The 15,635-nt window shown below is 43.4% G+C and carries 10 protein-coding genes; 4 read left to right on the top strand and 6 right to left on the bottom strand.

The features are described from left to right. Nucleotides 1-40: 40 nt before the first annotated feature. From BUC20_RS09145 to BUC20_RS09135, 3 genes are read right to left on the bottom strand one after another with little or no spacing between them, the layout of a single operon-like run. Nucleotides 41-973, bottom strand: a complete 933-nt coding sequence (locus BUC20_RS09145; RefSeq protein WP_143166749.1) for a sugar phosphate isomerase/epimerase family protein — start codon at nucleotides 971-973, stop codon at nucleotides 41-43. A gap of 32 nt (nucleotides 974-1,005) precedes the next feature. Then, nucleotides 1,006-2,514: a DUF1501 domain-containing protein gene (locus BUC20_RS09140; protein WP_073230183.1), complete on the bottom strand. Its 1,509-nt coding sequence runs from the start codon at nucleotides 2,512-2,514 to the stop codon at nucleotides 1,006-1,008. Between the two features lie 8 nt (nucleotides 2,515-2,522). After that, on the bottom strand, nucleotides 2,523-5,261 hold the full coding sequence (locus tag BUC20_RS09135; RefSeq protein WP_073231748.1) for a DUF1553 domain-containing protein: 2,739 nt from the start codon (nucleotides 5,259-5,261) through the stop codon (nucleotides 2,523-2,525). A 555-nt stretch (nucleotides 5,262-5,816) separates the two neighbouring features. On the opposite strand from BUC20_RS09135, the gene BUC20_RS09130 reads away from it, so the two are divergent. Then, nucleotides 5,817-6,335, top strand: a complete 519-nt coding sequence (locus BUC20_RS09130; RefSeq protein WP_073230181.1) for a hypothetical protein — start codon at nucleotides 5,817-5,819, stop codon at nucleotides 6,333-6,335. 39 nt (nucleotides 6,336-6,374) lie between these two features. Here the strand turns inward: BUC20_RS09130 and BUC20_RS09125 are convergent, their stop codons facing one another. After that, the gene (locus BUC20_RS09125) at nucleotides 6,375-7,106 is read right to left on the bottom strand and encodes a tetratricopeptide repeat protein (protein ID WP_073230179.1); all 732 of its coding nucleotides are present in this window, start codon (nucleotides 7,104-7,106) and stop codon (nucleotides 6,375-6,377) included. Next, complete coding sequence (locus BUC20_RS09120) at nucleotides 7,106-7,675, bottom strand: RNA polymerase sigma factor (RefSeq protein ID WP_073230178.1); 570 nt, start codon at nucleotides 7,673-7,675, stop codon at nucleotides 7,106-7,108. The genes BUC20_RS09125 and BUC20_RS09120 overlap by 1 nt, the downstream gene beginning before the upstream one ends. A 144-nt stretch (nucleotides 7,676-7,819) precedes the next feature. Here BUC20_RS09120 and BUC20_RS09115 point away from each other — a divergent pair, with 144 nt between their 5' ends. The 3 genes from BUC20_RS09115 (at nucleotide 7,820) to BUC20_RS09105 (ending at nucleotide 13,637) form a co-directional block, all read left to right on the top strand. Next, nucleotides 7,820-8,806, top strand: coding sequence for a hypothetical protein (locus tag BUC20_RS09115; RefSeq protein ID WP_073230176.1), 987 nt, complete (start codon nucleotides 7,820-7,822; stop codon nucleotides 8,804-8,806). A gap of 95 nt (nucleotides 8,807-8,901) precedes the next feature. After that, entirely contained in the window at nucleotides 8,902-10,908 is a 2,007-nt protein-coding gene (locus BUC20_RS09110) for a PKD domain-containing protein (RefSeq protein WP_073230174.1), read from the top strand. An 11-nt stretch (nucleotides 10,909-10,919) separates the two neighbouring features. Continuing rightward, a complete protein-coding gene (locus BUC20_RS09105) occupies nucleotides 10,920-13,637 on the top strand; it encodes a CHAT domain-containing protein (RefSeq protein ID WP_073230172.1) in 2,718 nt (905 codons plus the stop codon). Here BUC20_RS09105 and glgB read toward each other — a convergent pair whose 3' ends face one another. Next, the gene (gene glgB, locus BUC20_RS09100) at nucleotides 13,638-15,626 is read right to left on the bottom strand and encodes a 1,4-alpha-glucan branching protein GlgB (protein WP_073230170.1); all 1,989 of its coding nucleotides are present in this window, start codon (nucleotides 15,624-15,626) and stop codon (nucleotides 13,638-13,640) included. Between the last annotated feature and the right edge of the window lie 9 nt (nucleotides 15,627-15,635).

The raw sequence follows: 15,635 nt of genomic DNA, 5'->3' as shown, positions 1-15,635 counted from the left end.
TAAGGTCGGATATAGACAAAAGCATCATTATGGCCACAAATTATTGATAACGTTTACGCAACAGGTTCATCATATACACATTTATCCCCCACTGATCGGCAACCGGCTGACGTGTAAAAGGCAAGGTTGGCATATAGTCAGGCGGGCCGAATTCAGTCAGGATTGTCATTCGCTCTCCGTTTTTCTTTTTACGGGCGATCACTTTATCCCACCAACTCAAATGCGCCTTTAATGCATTTTCCCATTCCGGTGCCCTTGGATCATTTACCTGAGGACCCTGAGGGTGTCCAACCCGGGAATGAATATGAGAGACCCTTTCCAGCGCCAGATCAATCGTCTCCTGTTGGTCTGCCAGCAGACTTTCATGGACATTACACCAATGAGAAATGTCCAGGGTAAGACGTAATTCCGGATTTCTTTCTATAAACTGCCTGGCCACCGGAGCAGAATATAACATTCTGCCGCGATGGGTTTCGTGATAAACCGGAATTCCGCTTTCTTTTGACTTTTTAGTCGTATAATCAATAATAGCCCTGTTCTCTTCATAGCTGAAATAGTCTTTACCCGAATGGCAATTGATGTAAAGCGGTTTCTGGACACTATTAAGTGCAGCATCCAGATTTTTCATAAATGTTTCCAGGTGAGGTTTTGCTTTGGGTTGACCAGCGCCACAAAGAAAACCTACCTGTAGCTGATGCTTTTTTAAAGCATCGTATAAGGATTGCTGTGCCGCAGGATTGTCTGCAGGCCACCAGACCTCAATTCCTTCATATCCTTCTTTTTTTGCTGCCCGGCAAAACTCATCGGTGTTGCCATTAAAGCCCCAGTCTGTGGCCATAAATAACAATTCGTATCCTGTAGCGGCTTTAATGCCAATCGCATCCTGTGCGATCAGCTCGCTGAGTGGGCTGAATAATCCCGCAGCAGTGGCGGTAGCAGTAGTTTTAATAAAATTCCTTCGGTTTTGCTGCATTGGTTTCTTGTGGTTGTTTGGTTGATTTTAAATTAGGCGATGATGTCCTGGATCACCTTTCCTGCTACATCGGTTAAGCGGAATGGCCTGCCCTGGAAAGGATAAGTAAATTGCTCATGATTAAATCCGAGCTGGTTAAGGATGGTTGCCTGAATATCAAAAGGATCTACTTTTCCACTCAGGGCACTATAACCAATCTCGTCGGTTTCACCGTGTGTAAAACCCTTCTTGATTCCGCCACCAGCCATCCACATCGTGAATGCTTCGGTATGATGGTCCCTTCCGTTATAAGGATTTTGAATTCCATTTCGATTCTCCATCATTGGTGTGCGCCCAAATTCACCTCCCCAGACCACCAGCGTTTCATCCAGCAATCCTCTTTGTTTCAAGTCCAGTAATAAGGCTGTAATTGGTTTATCGGTACTCCGGCATTTATTTTTCAGGCCGATATTGAGGGAATTGTTGGGTCCGTCACCATGCGCATCCCAGCCCCAGTCAAAGAGCTGAACATACCTTACCCCTTTTTCTACCAGCTTTCGGGCAAGTAATACATTATTCGCAAATGAGGATTTTCCGGGTTCTGTACCATACATCTCATGAATATATTGTGGTTCATCATTGATGTTCATCACTTCAGGGGCAGAAATCTGCATCCGGTAGGCCATTTCGTACTGGGAGATCCTGGAAAGGATTTCCGGATCATTATAGTTCGCATATTCCAGTTCATTGGAAGCATTGATGGCATCAATTGAGGCCTTACGTAAGTCCCGGCTCATGCCATGGGGGTCTTTAATAAATAACACCGGATCTCCTTCACTCCGGCATTGCACCCCCTGATAAACGGAAGGTAAAAATCCACTTCCCCAAATGCTTTTACCTGCATCAGGGAAACTTCCTCCACTCGTCAGTACCACATAACCAGGCAGGTTTTGGTTTTCCGTTCCCAGTCCATAAGTGGCCCAGCTTCCAATACTTGGTCTGCCCAGACGCGGACTTCCCGTATGAATCAACAGTTGTGCTGGTGCATGATTAAACTGATCGGTGCTTACTGCTTTCAGGAAACTGACTTCATCTACCATGGTAGAAAAATGAGGCATATTGTCACTTACCCAGGCCCTGCTTTGTCCATGCTGGGCAAATTTTGCCTGTGCGCCCAACATTTTAGGAACTCCCGTAATAAAGGCAAACTTCTTCCCGGCAAGCAATGAAGGCGGACAATCCTGTCCATCCATCTTCATCAGCTCTGGTTTAAAGTCGAAGAGTTCCAGCTGGGAAGGAGCACCGGCCATGTGCAGGTAGATTACGCTTTTAGCCTTCCCGAAAAACGGCGGGGATTTTGGCAATAAGGGGTGTGCCGGATCATATAAAACCGGATTATTACCCTTAGCTCCAAAGCTGCAGCTTCCAAACAACGAGCCCATTGCAATCGCCCCAAGGCCCATTGCACTTTCTTTCAGGAAATGCCGGCGGGTAAAAGACCGGAGTTCAGTTTCCTTAGCTTCTTTCACCAGGCGGTGTGCGTTTAGTTCATCTCTTGTCATGACGTGATTTAATTTTTGGTCACTACTTCATCCAGGTTGAGCATAGCATTGGCGACAATCACCAATGCCGCTTTCTCCGGATTTTTATCTTTATCTGCGGTTCCAAGGATCTCTCCCATTTTTGCAGGGTTCTTTTTATAATCGTTAAAGGCTTGCATATATAGTTTATCCAGGATCTGCAGTTTAGGTGCAGCAATAGGCTTGTACATGACCCATTGATAGCCCTTACTGATCTGCTGTCCGATATTTTTGCCACCTTCCAGTTGCATCCGTTTCGCAAAATGACGTGCCATTTCGATGTAAGCCTCATCATTCAGGGTGACCAAAGCCTGTAAAGGCGTATTCGTTCTGATCCTCCTCGGACTGCAAACCACCCTTTGTGCCCCATCAAATGCAATCATTGAAGGATAAGGGGCTGACCTTTTCCAGTAGGTATAGATTGCCCTTCTGTACTGATCTTCGCCTTTAGAATTCTGCCATTTCGCCCCATTGTAAGGAGAGTTCCAGATCCCTTCCGGCTGCCATGGCATCACGCCATGTCCGTACATTTTTGTACTCAACACCCCACTTGCCATTAAATGCTGATCTCTTAGCTGTTCGGCACTCAGGCGGGTACGCGGACCTCTGGCATAGTAATGATTGAACAAATCTTTTTCTTTCATCTCTTCAGAGAGTTTGGAATCCTGTCTGTAAGTCGCACTCATCACCATTTCCTTCAGCAGGGATTTCACACTCCATTTATACTTATGCATCAGTTCCCATGACAGGTGATCCAGCATTTCTTTGTGTGTGGGATTCATTCCCTGGGTTCCCATATCTTCCAGCGTCTCGACAATTCCGGTTCCGAACAGTTGTTCCCAAAGGCGGTTAACCATGGTACGGGAGAGCAGTGGATTTCTTGGATCGGTTAACCACATGGCCAGTCCCATTCTGTTTTTCGGTGCATTTTTGGGCATGGCATAAGCCAGTGTTTGTGGAACACCTACCTGCACTTCTTTTCCTTTGGAAGTCCAGGCTCCCCTTTCAAACACAAAACTTTTGCGCTGTCTGTTGGCAGGATTTTCTACCATCACCGGAATAGAAGAAGGGTTTGAATTCAGCAAAGTCCAGAACAGTTTCCTGTTTTCCTCATATCCGGGTTTAGCCTTGCCGGGAAAGGAATCAGAGAAGTAAAACCAGTCAAAATATACCGCAAACTGGTCTTTATTTTTGATTCCCGGATTCTGGTAACTGAGGTATAAATCATGCACTCCGTTTTGTGGTTTGAGCTCTACCTCTAAGTTTTGATATTTATCTCCTGAAGGAACTTTCCAGGAGGCAATTACCGGACCATTGGCATGATCTAAACGCAATTGCATATTTCCTCCCGGTACATTTGAAGAATAGCGGTAAATCAATTGTTTTACCCCCTTTAAATCTACTTCCGGAATGCGGGCTACGGCATTGTTCTTGAAAAACAAGGCGATATTATTGTTGCCAATCACGGCATTTTTAAGGCTGTCTGTGGTAGTAGAATTGATGCTCGGTTGTCCGGTTTTAAGAAACTTGTATACTTCTGCGGCCTTTTCCTTTCCGGCATTTTTTACCAGCCAGGAATTTAAATCCTTAAGTTTTGTTTGCAGGGAATCGTCATATTGTCTCAATAACGGATACTCAGACTGCAGGTCTTCATCTCTCGTATTGTTAAAATAAGCCATAAACTTATAAAACTCATCATGCTTAAAAGGATCATAAGGATGGCTATGGCATTGTACACAGGCAAATGTGGTACTCAATAAACCTTCCCAGGTGGTATTCACCCGGTCCATTACCGCAGAAACCCGGAACTCTTCATTGCTCGTCCCCCCTTCATCATTGGTCATGGTATTTCTGTGGAAGGCGGTCGCGATGTATTGCTCATCAGTTGCGTTGGCAAAAAAGTCTCCTGCGATTTGCTCAGTAATAAACTCATTGTAAGGTTTATCCTGATTGAATGCCTTGATTACCCAATCCCTGTATTTCCAGACCTCCCGGCCGCCATCAGATTCATACCCTTTAGTATCCGCATACCTTGCCACATCCAGCCACATAGAAGCCCATTTCTCACCAAAACGAGGAGAAGCCATTAAGGAATCTACCAGAGTTTCATAAGCTTTATCACCATCTTTACTCTGGAGGTATTGCTGCATGACCTTTTCTGAGGGTGCCAGACCAATCAGGTCGAGGCTTACTCTTCTTAACAAAGTTGCTTTATCTGCTTCTGCGGAAGGTTTCATTTCCTTTTCCTCCAGCTTCGCATAAATGAATTTATCGATATCGTTCTTTACCCAGTTGTCCGTTACATCAGGGATTTCCACTTCTTTCACAGGAAGGTAAGCCCAGTGGTCACCCCATTTTGCTCCTTGCTTAATCCAGCGCTTAAAAAGATCGATTTCATCTTCATTTAACGCTTCATGCTGATAGGGCATCCTCAGTTCCGGATCTTTGGACAGCAAACGTTTGATCATTTCACTTCCATCTGGATCACCGGGAATGATGGCAGGTTTTCCGCTTTTAGTTGCGGCCAGTGCTTCTTCATGGAACAAGACACTAAATCCTCCCTGTTTCTTCACCCCACCATGGCAAGAGATACATTTCTTGTTGAGAATCGGCTTGATCTCTGTATTGAAATCCACCCGATCCGAGGAAGGCATCAGGAAGGCCCCCAATACCACCACTACTAAAATAACGAGGATCACAAGCAACTTTTTGTTACGAAATAATTTCATACCGGGAATCATACATTTGGTTAGTTCAGGTAATTGCTACAGGTATCTTTTCTTTACTAAGAACCTGATAACTAATATAGCTTAATTAAAAGATAAAGATAACCTCTCCGGCATTACAAGACTTCACATAGATTCTCCAATACTGACACTATATTGCCCTTCAAATGAATCCCATAGAGAAATACTGCGTAATATTATTAATACATCAGGAAGAAATCACCTATTGGCTTCCCCTCATCCCTCCACGGGCCTGAGCTCCTTATCCGCAGAAAAGGCCTTTCTCCTTATCATCCAGGATATTGCAAAAAAACCAAACGTTTTGATATTTAGATACATATCCTTATATTTGTAAAAAGACAAGAACATGCTTAAGTACCAATATATCCAAATGAACATCAGCAAACCAATGGTTTGTCTGCAGCGGATAGGCATGCATCTTCCTATCCTGTCCGGGATATAACACATCCTCCAAGATATTCAACGATTACCCGAATTAACAATTTAACAGCCTTCCGGAAGCTTGTTCTTCCCGGAACAAAAAAGAAAATTATCCATATGGACATTTTATATACCACTGAAGAGAAATATCTCGAAGCCCTTGACGAGCTGGAGCACGGCGAGCCTCAGAAAGCGCTTCATCTAATGAATGAAATTATTCAGATTGATCCCGAATATGCCAGGGCATATTATCATTTGGGAAACATCTATCAGGATAGGTTCAAAAATTATCAGACTGCCGGATTTTATTACAAGAAATGTATTGGTCTGGAGCCGGAATTTCCTGATGTATACCTCCCTTACCTTCGTTTGCTGACTACTTTGGAAATGCCAAATTTAGCAGAACAGATTTTCCAGAAAGCCCTCCTTATAAAAGGAGTATGCAAATGCTGCATCTATGAACAAATGGGAAACTATGCAGAACAGGACAAAAGATGGGAAGAAGCCAATGAGTTTTATAAGCAAGCCTTGCTAAACAGCACAGGAATTGAAGATAAGAGCGCTTTACACGACAATCTCCAACGATTGAGAGATAAAAAACAACTGACACAACGTGTCATTTATAATTTCGAATAAACATCAGGGGCTGGAAAGAGCCCCTGATTTGTAAATACCCTATTTCAATTTCTCCATCAGTTCTTTCGCCTGTTCGTAGTTGGGATCAGCCGATGGAATCTTGCTCAGCCATACCAGCGCTTCCTTAGGATTCTTTTCCTTCACATAACTCAATCCGACATTGTATAAGGCATCATATTTAAACACTGATGTCCCTTCATATAATTTCAGCAGCACTTTACGGGCTTCCTTTTCCTGGCCGCTTTCCATCAGGGCAATCCCATAATAGTAGGCCACCATTGCCCGTTCCGGATTGGATTGATAAACAGGGGCTAATATTTTTATTGCAGCGGAAAAGTCGCCGGCATTATAAAGTGCGGCAGCATCTTCTATTTTTTCTTCCGCACCCGTTCCACGTTCCGCTACAGACATTTGCCTGCTGATGGCATATTTTTCATATAACCCTCCGGACCATGGTGCCCAAACGAATAGCCCGATCAGCAATACGGCAGCAATGCTGATCCATTTCAAATAGCTATTCAAAACGACGGTTTTTGCCTCAGCTGTAAAATACTGTCCATTCAGTTCCTTCAATCTGTTTTCGACAGCTTTATCCGCCGGATCAGCAGCAATCCTCATCTTTAAAGTTTGATGGATATCCTGATATTCAGTCAACAGCTTCTGTAATTCCGGATCCTGTTTCAATAATCCCTCAAAAGCCTGTAGCTCTCCCGCTTCCATATCCCCTTCCAGGTACCTTGCAACATCAATTATTTTATCCTCGTTAGTCATTATTCTTCCGTTTTAATTGATTGAACCATTTTAATCAACGTAGCCATGCATTCAGATTTCTTTTTACGCAGGTAACCATAGGTTACCCCTAAAGCTTCAGCAACTTTTTCCTGTGCCTCCCCTTTCATACTCCAGGAAATGATCTCCTGACAACGTGCACCAAGCTTTTCAAATGCACTGTAAAACAAATCCGATTGTCTCGCCTGATTTTCCAGCTCATCTGCCTGTGCAAAAGTATCTTCCCCAATAGCTAATAAATCCTCCTCCAAATTTGTTACCGGCAAAATTGATCTTTTTTTGATCTGGTTCAGCCATTTACGTTTACAAACCAATAAGAGGTAAGGTTCAAAGGGACAGGTCAGCTCCAGGGATTTATATTTCCCCTGCCGGTAGATGTCCATTAATGATTCCTGAAAAATATCCGCAGCATCATCTTCACTACCATTATTAAAGGTGATCCATGATTTGATCTTATGGGCACAACGTTTATAAATATCATTGATAATGACGGCATCGTTATTTACCAGTCCGACAATAAAACGTTGATCTGCATGTATGTTTTTGGCCATATACCGGATTAAATAAAAGGAGATACCTCTACGAATTTAAAGTTTCTTTTGACAAGCTGTAAAAAAAATGCAGGAAGGGGGGTAACAATTTTTCAATCCACTTGATCTCTATTCGAATCACACATTTATTTAAACTCTACAGACATGAAAAAGTTCAACCTAATCTCCACATTATTTATTGCAATCGCTTGTTTAACCATTGCATGTAAAAAAGACAAAGGTACCGATGAAGGCATGGTACAAAGCGCTAAAGATTTCACAGCGAAATTTGGTGCGCAGCAGCAAAACCTGCAAATCAATGCTTCCGCATTGCCACAGACTGTTACCCTGGCCGGGGGAACAAAAATCAATTTCCCTGCCGGCTCACTTACTAAAGGAGGTGTAGCAGTAACAGGAATGGTTACTGTTGAGGCGATAGAAGTGCTCAAAAGAAGTACTGTACTATTTACCGGAGCAAATACCAACCACGTATCAGGAGCGCCTCTTGCTTCCGACGGGTTCATCTTCCTGGATGTAAAAGCCAATGGCAGTAGTGTAGACCAGAACCTGGCCGTACCGGTAAAAATAGCCATTCCTGCCAAAAGAGAAGGTTCAACACAGCTTTGGATAGGTGTTGATCAGAATGACAAACCTTTGGTTGCTGCAGGCAATAACCAAATGGCATGGCAGGCACCAAGGCCACAGGCAAATGGTGTAGGTCAGAAAGAAGTAAACGCGGCAAATTCAGCTTTCACCTTCGACTTTGGCGCATTGGGATGGATCAACTGTGATGTATTCTACAGTTATTCCAATCCTAAAACCACCATTACTGTTGAAGTGACCAATAATCCAGGCACAATGGCCAGCTTCCATGCCTATAGCGGAGAAACCTATGTTTTCTTCTGTCCTAAAGGAAGCAATGTTGCCGCTCAGTTGTATACCCCTGCTGGTGCTAACAAAGTAAAAAGTTACGATAACACAATGCCCGTTGGTGTTCAGGGCCGTATGCTTTCTTTCTCTATCAAAAATGGCAGGTTCTATTATGCCGCACAGGAGGTAACGATCAGTGCCGGACAAAACATCGCATTAAGCTTATCCGAAACTACCGAAGCAGCTGTTCAGAATGCCATCAACAGCCTCGACAGTTATTAAATAAACACACGCTCCGATACCTGAAGATAAGGCCCTTAACAGGGCTTTATCTTTTCTGGTTTTTAAGGATTTTATTGTTAAATTTATTAGCTAAGATGAAAAAACTAGTCTGCCTCCTCGCTCTACTCTCCTTTGGACAGGCATTTGCCCAAACGCAAATCGTTCCGGCGGATACCGTTCCTGCCATTGTACATCATCAATCAGGACCCAATGGCATCACATTCAGTTCCACTTTGCGTCCACTGAGACCAATTGCCGGAGCACCCGAACCATTTTACACTTATTTTTGGGAATTTGGCGACGGTAGTTTTTCATTTGAGAAGGATCCCCTTCATCTCTTTCCGGATAGCGGCCTTTATCAGGTACGCCTTTTTGCAACCAACAGTTATGATGATGGAAAACGGCCACCAACACGGCCAAAGCCCCTTAAACCGGGGTCAAGCAGACCCGTACTTGCAGCCAACCCATATAAATCTGAGCCTTCTCTGTTTAAATCAGGCGGATCAATTGAAATGAAAACCAATTGCATGCCCAAACCCGGCGACGACATGATGCTGGTACTTGGATACCGGAATAAAGCCGAAAATGGCATTGCCAGTTTAAATGGCACCATCGCTTTCCTCTACAACGACAAGGAGTTTAATAAAGACAATTTTGAACTTGCTGAAGTCAGGAACTATCATAACGAAAAAAAGTCATCTATGGATAAGTACGGCAGTTTCGCCGCACTAAGACCATCAACAGACGGCTATGCGGCCTCCCTAAACGGTCCGTCTTTTTCTGAGGCCATTGTTCCGGTATTCGATCCGGAAAGCACAAGCCTGATCAAAGAAAAAATGAATGCGTTCAGAAAAGCGGAAAGCTGGAAATTTGAAAACCTGAAATCAGGACAGGAAAACTTTCTTTTTCTTCATTTAAAGACCACTCCTGAAATGATTAAAGATACCAATGCAGTGGTTAAACTGACCGGTATGTTTATTCCTGATGATGCCCTTGCCCCAACAGAATTCTTTACCATGGAATTGCAGATTGTAGCGTCTCATGATCCGAATAAGATGATCCTGAAAAACAGCAGGATGAATTATCGTTTTACCGGAAAAAACAGAAAACTAACCTATAGGGTGAAATTCCAGAACACAGGTAAAGGACCGGCAAAAAAAGTAGATGTAGGTGTAGCCATCCCCCCAAACCTAAACATTGCTTCCATCGAAATCCTGGATTCAAAACCTAAAATTGTAAACTGCGATTCTGCTTATGCCAATCAAAGCTGTATGGATACGGTCAGGACTGCAGATAGCGTTCATTTTGTCTTCAAAAACATATACCTTCCAGGTTTACAGCAGAAAGGGGTAAACGATGCAGACTCTACTATGGGTTATGTAGAATACAGAATTGGCTTTCTGGAAAAGCCTAAAAAACTTCCATTCAGAAGTGGTGCTGCGATCGTATTTGATAAAAATGAACCTATTTATACCAACCGGGCTACAGGAAAATATAAAACAGGACTTTCCCCCGGAATCATTGCCGGTTATGGCTTTCCATTTGAAAATGGCAACAGTCCTTTCTCCGGACAAAAGAACATTACTTTCGGACTCAGCATCGCTCCATATGCTCCACACCGGTATTTCCTGCAGGCAGAGCTGTACATGAACTCCTTTTCCGAAAAAGAGTTCCTCATCAAAAGAACTCCCGGAGATGGAAGGTTTATTTCGGTTCCTAACCGAAAGGAAGAAAGAATAGATTACACCGATAGCACAGCAAAAATCAGGGTGATCACGATGAACATTGTACCCTTACAGTTAAGGCGCAATTTCAATAAATATTTTGGTGCAGGAATTGGGACCATGGTTTCTTTCAACCTGGATAAACAGGCTAAGCCCCTTCGGACCATTTTCCTTGAGGCTACTGCTGCGGGAACCAGCCCTCCGATTAAGGAAAGTTTTCAAAAGATCAGCAGCAGTTTCAATGATTTTCAAAACACCCTCTTTGCAGATATTCAAGTCGGAAAGGTACATGTAGGTCCGGCCATTGGCTTCCGGTATTTATACACTTTACAACAGAGTAACAATAGGTTAATCACTTATTTAACGTGGAAGTTTTAACAAGAAAACGAATGCTGGGCTGCCTTTTTGCCCTGCTTTTCTCTTTTTCAATGATGCTGAACGCGCAAACGGTCGGCAAGCTTCCTGTACCCATCAAAAAAGCACTGGACTCCTTAAAAAAAAACGACAACCTCAGCGAGTGGATCTATTCCCGCATTGATTATACTCAGGCCGATCCGGGGGCAAGTCTACCTTTCCTGATGAACAGCACTAAGGATGCCTGGCGCAAGCCAAAAACCGAAGCAGAAATGCAGGCCTGGGTATTGTTATTGAGTCACCAGGGCTATAATCAAATGTACGCAGGAAATATCCTCAACTCCATCAACTGTTACGAACAGGCCTATAATTATTGGCAGGACCATAACGTTTATACGGACATTTCTGATTTTGTGTTGAAACCCTGGGCCAATAACTATACCCGGCTCGGAGATTATGAAAAGGCCATTTTCATTCAACAAAAAACACTGAGTTTCGCCGTAAAAGAAAATAATGACGCGCTTATTGCCTCTACTTATAACAACCTTGGCATTTCTTACCGTTCTATCGGCGACTTCAATAAAGCATTGCAATGCATTCAACTGGGGAAGCAGAAAGTCAAGCCTGGTTCTGCAATATCCATTCTTTTAAACAATACCCTGGCGGATATTTACAAAGATAAAAATCAACTGAAGGAAGCCGAAGTCACCATTTCGGCAAACATAGCCTTACAACGCAATACCAAACAGAATGAAGACACCGCCTATTGGTTATTGAGTAGTTACATTACTGCAGGAGATGTTCAACTGGCTCAGAAAAAATTCTCTTCCGCGGTAGGTTATTATCAACTGGCATTAAAAACCAATGATCAATACTACCGGGGAAACAGGCTAAGGGAGAAGGCAAATGTCATCACTCAACTGGGGAAAATAAAACTCGGTCAGCGGGAAGGGAAAGCGGCATTATTGTACTTTAACCAAACACTGAGTAGTTTAGGTCTGTTAAACTCCGCCGGACAAGTCGACCAGAACAAGATTTTTGGCGATAACCGTTTACAGGATGTCTTTTACCAGCGTTCAATTGCCTACTCCCTTTCAGGGGCAGAAAAAGAGGCGCTTCAAAACATCAGATGGTCCCTTTTGGCCGGCGATAAAATCCGTTTTGAGCTGGCTGATGTAAAAACAAAACAACGCTTTCAGTCAGAAACCAAACAAATGGCAGAAAAGGCCATTGCCATTGCTTTTCGCTTATTGGAAAAGACCGGACAACACCATTATGCAGAGTTGATCCTGAACCTCATGGAGCAAACCAAGGCCCGGACGTTATTAGACGACATCAGGCGAAATCAACAACAACTGAGTCTTCAGACCAGAGATACGCTGTTTCTCCAAAAACAAAATCTGGAAAGTGCCATCGCTTATCAGGAAAAGCTATCCTTACAAAATGCAAAAGCAAGGTTCAGCGCGGATAAAAATACCGCTGATCTAAAATTTAAACTGGAATACATCAATAAAAAGCTGAGGGAACGTTATCCGGCTTTAGCCTGGAATGGGGAGGCAACAATGAATACACAGACCATACTAAAAAGGCTCCCTGCCAAGGCACATTTCATTGTTTTCTTTTCAGGCATCAGCCATATCTATGCCATTGAGATCCACAACAGACAGGTTAAACAGATCACCAGAATACCAGATGCTATTCGGGTTAAACAGCAGATCAGCAATTTTGTAGAAAGCTATTATAGTAAAGGTCCGGAAGCGATGATGAATGATCCCAAAGCTTTCTTCGACGCTTCTTATCGTTGTTATCACACTTTAATGGGCGATTTCAATTTCCATAAAAATGAGCACCTGATCATTGTGCCCGATGAGGTTCTTGGAAAACTCTCTTTTGAAGGATTGATTACAGCGCCATCTTATCAGCCGTCCATTTCCCGCTGGCCATTTTTCATTAGAAAACAAAACATCTCCTACGCTTTCTCTATACAGACCTGGCTCAACCAGTCAAAGAGAAAGCAAGGCCCTGCTGATGAAAGCATCAAAAGCACAGCACTTACAAACAGCAATGAATTTGCAGGGCTGTTCATCACCCATCAGGGGAAAGACAAAGCCGCAATCCCTGCTGTTGCCTTTGAAGCTGCCGCTTTAAAGAAACTGGTTTCCGGTAATTTCCTGATTGATAAAGACGCAAAAGCTAAAGATTTTTTTAAGGAATTCGAACAGGCAGATGTCCTCCACATCAGCACCCACTCCTACCTTTCAGGCACCCGGAAGGAGCCCACATTAGCCTTTCATGACGAACAGGTCTTTTTATTTGAGTTGTCTGCCCGACAACGTGCGCCGGCACTGGTGGTCCTCAGCGCCTGCAGGACAGCCGATGGAATGATGGCTGATGGCGAGGGAATCATCAGCTTAAGCAGAGGCTTTGCTGCCATCGGTACACAAGGGACCATTGCCAGTCTCTGGAATGTGAATGATGATGCCGCAGCGAAAATAACAGCAGATACTTACAAAAACCTGTTAGAGGGAAAAGAAATCAGCGCCTCCTTACATGAGGCCAAGCTAAACTGGCTAAACAGTCCTCAGCAGCATCCCGCGCAATACCTCCCTTATTATTGGGATGCGCTTATTTTCATCGGTTACGACCAGAGTATGACCCTTCCTCCGGCAGAATGGCCTCTGGGTTACTACATTGCCTTGTTATCTATAGCCGCACTAATTGCCGCTTATGTCTTCTTCCGGTTTAAAAGGTAATTATTTACCCTGTTTTAAAACGATAGCTCCCAGTGGTGGAATGTTCAAACTGATGGAATGTTCCCGTCCATGACAATCTACCTGCTCAGAGATCAGCAATTTTTCATTGTGTTTCCCGCTTCCGAAAAACTCCCTGGCATCCGTATTGAAAATTTCTTTCCATTTTCCTTTAAAGGGTAATCCAACACGGTAGTTTTCACGATAAACTGGTGTCATGTTTAAGATCACGACTAAAGTATCCTTTGCTTTAGTGGATTTCCGAAGGTAGATGTAGACCGAATGTGCTGCATCATCGGCATTGATCCATTCAAATCCTTCATAAGAAAAACTATGCTCGTATAAGGCAGGTTCAGAACGGTATAGATTGTTGATTGCCCTGACCGTCTTCTGCATACCCAAATGAGGAGCATGCTGTAATAAATGCCAGTCCAGCGAGCTTTTAAAATCCCATTCATGGGTCTGCGCAAACTCATTGCCCATAAACAACAATTTCGTACCGGGCTGGGTAAACATATAAGCATATAAAAGACGCAGGTTTGCAAACTTCTGCCATTCATCTCCAGGCATTTTATAAATCATGGAAGACTTGCCATGCACCACTTCATCATGAGAAAAAGGGAGCATAAAATTTTCGCTGAAGGCGTAGGTAATGCTAAAAGTCAGCTGATGGTGATGGAATTTCCGGTTGATGGGATCGTTTTTAAAATATTTCAACGTATCGTTCATCCAGCCCATCATCCACTTCATTCCAAAACCTAAACCACCTGCATGCACAGGATGAGTTACGCCAGGATAAGTACTACTTTCTTCTGCAATGGTCTGTACCCCTTCATAATTGCCATATACCGCTTCATTCAGGTCTTTTAAAAACTGAATCGCCCCAAGGTTTTCACTTCCTCCAAATTCATTGGTAGCTGCATCTTCTTCTTTCCTTGAAAAATTAAAATACAACATAGAAGCAACTGCATCTACGCGAAGTCCATCGGCATGAAATTGATCCAGCCAATATAACGCATTGCTGATGAGGAAGGACCTCACTTCGTTCCTGTCATAATTGAAAATATAGGATTTCCAATCCGGATGGAAGCCTTTACGCATATCCGCGTGTTCATAAAGATGTGTTCCATCAAAATGGTAAAGCCCGTGTGCATCTCCGGGGAAATGCGAAGGCACCCAGTCCAGAATCACTGCAATGTTGTTTTTGTGCAGTTCATCAATCAGGTACATCAGTTCTTCCGGTGTTCCATGTCTGGAGCTTGCTGCAAAATATCCGGTAATCTGGTAGCCCCAGGAAGGGAAATAAGGATATTCCATGATGGGCATCAGCTCCACATGGGTAAAGCCCATATCCAGAATGTAGGGAACAAGACTATTGGCGATCTCTTTATAGGTCAGTACCCGTTTAGGTTCTGCAGGATCTCTTTGCCAGGAACCCAGATGCAGCTCATATACCGACATTGGCTGGTTCAAAGCATTGAGTTTAGGCCGTTTTTTTAACCAGGGTTTATCCCTCCATTTATAATCCGTATCCCAAATTACAGATGCCGTTCGTGGCGGATGTTCCCAACGTGTGGCAAAAGGATCGCCCTTTTGAATGTCTACCCCATCAAAACCTTTGATCGCATACTTATACACTTCTCCCTTTTTCAGTGCAGGTATAAAACCCTCCCAGATACCAGAGGCATCCCAGCGTTTATTTAAATGATGTGCAGTCTGGTCCCATTTGTTAAAGTTACCAACTACACTAACCTCCTGGGCATTGGGTGCCCAGACGGCAAAATAAGCACCATCCGTTTGATCGATGTTCAGGAGATGTGCTCCCATCTTCTCATACAAACGGAAGTGCTTACCTGAAATGAATAATGAAATGTCAAAATCAGTAAATAAGCTATACACCCAAACGCTTTTACTGCGTTCTGTTAAAACAGGATTTTCTTTCTTTTTACCGGCTACTTTCTTACTGGAACTGCTTTTACCTGATGTACTCATTGATTATGA

It is taken from the genome of Pedobacter caeni (assembly GCF_900129215.1).
GTDB classification, from domain to species: domain Bacteria; phylum Bacteroidota; class Bacteroidia; order Sphingobacteriales; family Sphingobacteriaceae; genus Pedobacter; species Pedobacter caeni.
Note: the sequence above shows the minus strand (reverse complement) of the source record. Positions and strands in the feature narration are given on the sequence as shown.